The sequence below is a fragment of the Actinophytocola sp. genome (genome assembly GCF_049647105.1).
Classification (GTDB): Bacteria; Actinomycetota; Actinomycetes; order Mycobacteriales; family Pseudonocardiaceae; genus Actinophytocola.
The window spans coordinates 1-2,371 of sequence record NZ_JBARWZ010000329.1 but is presented as its reverse complement, the minus strand read 5'-3'; the positions used below and the strand labels follow the sequence as shown (position 1 = coordinate 2,371).

Genomic DNA, 2,371 nt, shown 5'->3' with positions numbered 1-2,371 from the left:
GACCGAGGGCATCGCGGGCGAGCTGGGGCTGCGCGCACCAGCCGCGCCGTGGCACACACAGCGCACGCCGGTCGTCGACCTCGGGTGGGTCGTGGTCGCGGTGACCGGCGCGCTCGGCAAGATCGCGGTGGACGTGCTCGGCGGGACCAGGACCGAGGTCGGCGAGGTGGCCGAACCCGCTGGCGAGCGCAGCGGGCTGTCGTCCGCGATGCCGCAGAAGCGCAACCCGGTGCTGGCGACGCTGCTCGTGTCGGCCGCGCGGCAGGCACCCGCGTACGCCCAGATGCTGGGGCAGTCGATGCTGTCGGAGGACGAGCGGTCGGCGGGCGGGTGGCAGGCGGAGTGGCAGCCGCTGCGGGAAGCGCTGCGGCTCGCGGGCGGCGCCGCGCACACCGCGGCAGAGCTGGTGCCGGGGCTGCGGGTCGTGCCAGAGCGGATGGCGGCGAACCTGGCCTCCGGTGGCGGGACGATCGTGGCGGAACGGCTGAACGTCGCGCTCGCGCCGGTGCTCGGGAAGGCCGCCGCCAAGGCGTTGCTCGGCCGGATCGCCGGTCAGGCCGCCGCTGGCGATGGCCGGTTCGACGACCTGCTGCGGGCCGCGCCGGAGCTGGCCTCGCTCGGCGACCGGCTGCCGGAGCTGCTCGCGCCGGAGAACTACCTCGGTGCGGCCGACGAGCTGATCGACCGGGTGCTGGAGCGCCGCTTAACCAGTTAAGTTGACGCGTGATCATCAGCGCGACAACCAGGTGATACTACCCTCCTGCTGTGCTGAACCGGATCAGCTGACGCTTGACGGCGGACGATTGGTTGAACCACCCTGGTGGTGGCCGCGGATCCCTGCCCGCGGTCCGGGAAGGACACCGTCGTCATGTCTCGAATCCTGCGCATCCTCGCGCCCATCGCAGCCGCAGTCGTACTTCCGATCGCCGTACCCGCCGCCGCCGCGCCACCGGGCAGCGCGGTCATGGCCTACCTGAACGAGATCTCCGGCCGGCACACGGTCTCCGGTCAGCACAACCGCGAACCCAACTCCGATCCGACGAAGTGGACCAGGACCGCCCGCGACATCACCGGCGAGACCCCCGGGTTGTGGGGCGGGGACTTCCTGTTCTCGCCCGACGACGTGAACCACCGCGGCACGATGGTCGACGAGGCCATCCGCCAGTGGCGGGCCGGATCGCTGGTCGCGCTGACGTGGCACGTGTGCCCGCCGACCGTCGGCAGCACCTGCGGCTGGGACGAGGGCGGCATCCTCGGCTCACTGAACGACGGCCAGTGGAGCGAGCTGCTGCGTGACGGGTCGACGCTCAACCAGGCGTGGAAGCAGCGACTGAACGAGGTCGTCCCGCACCTGCGACGGCTGCGGGACGCGGGGGTCGAGGTGCTGTGGCGGCCGCTGCACGAGATGAACGAGGGCTGGTCGTGGTGGGGCGGACGCGGCGCGCAGACCAGGCAGCTCTTCCAGCAGACCCACGACTACCTTGCGGGACAAGGGTTGTCGAACCTGATCTGGGTGTGGAACGTCAAGGACGTCGACATGGGCGGCATCGGCGGCTACTGGCCCGGCGCGTCCTATGTGGACGTCGCGAGCCTCGACGTGTGGGTCAAGCAGACCCCGAGCCAGAGCGACTACAACGCGATGCTGAACGTGGCGGGCGGCAAGCCCATCGCGCTCGCGGAGGTCGGGCGTGTGCCGTCCCCGGAGGTCCTCGCCGCGCAACCGAGGTGGGCGTGGTTCATGGTGTGGGCCGAGTGGCTCGTCGACCCCGCCTACAACGACAACGCGTCGGTGCAACGGACCTACTGGGACGGCCGGGTGCACAACCGAGGCGAGGTGAACCTCGGCGGCGGTGGCGGCACGGACAACCTGGCGAGGAACCGGCCGGTGTACGCGTCCAGCCAGGAGAGCACGTCGCTCCGCGCGGCGAACGCCGTCGACGGCAACACGGGCACCCGGTGGAGCAGCACGTACGCCGACCAGCAGTGGCTGTACGTCGACCTCGGCGCGAACCGTGCCGTGACCGGCGTGACGCTGCGCTGGGAGGCGGCATACGCGGCGATGTACCAGATCCAGGTGTCCACCGACGGGACGACGTGGACGACCGTCCACAACGACTACGCGGGCAACGGCGGCACCGACGTGATCGCGCTCGGCACCCGGACGGCCCGGTACGTGAAGCTGTACGCCTGGCAGCGTGGCACCCCGTACGGCTACTCGCTGTGGGAGATGGAGGTGCGCGGCGCCTAGTGGCCCGGCCCAGAACGTTCACCATGTCTCGACCCGCCCACGACGCGCCTGGACGGGTTGCCGGAACGGCCGAGTACACCCAGTACGAGCGCCGTCCCGTCGCCCCGCCCAGCCACGCCGTGG

Annotated in this window: 2 protein-coding genes; both read left to right on the top strand. The window is 71.3% G+C overall.

All coding sequences use genetic code 11. The annotated features are described in order from the left end of the window. Window positions 1-715 (top strand): lyase family protein (locus WBA97_RS40470; RefSeq protein ID WP_424236616.1); only part of this gene is annotated, 715 nt, incomplete at its 5' end. Window positions 716-868: 153 nt separating this feature from the next. Then, complete coding sequence (locus WBA97_RS40465) at window positions 869-2,248, top strand: glycosyl hydrolase (RefSeq protein WP_424236614.1); 1,380 nt, start codon at window positions 869-871, stop codon at window positions 2,246-2,248. Window positions 2,249-2,371 lie beyond the last annotated feature (123 nt).

What these genes read in the sequence shown, in the direction of transcription:
- WBA97_RS40465 (WP_424236614.1), top strand. Translation starts at nt 869, where the DNA reads ATGTCTCGAATCCTGCGCATCCTCGCGCCCATCGCAGCCGCAGTCGTA.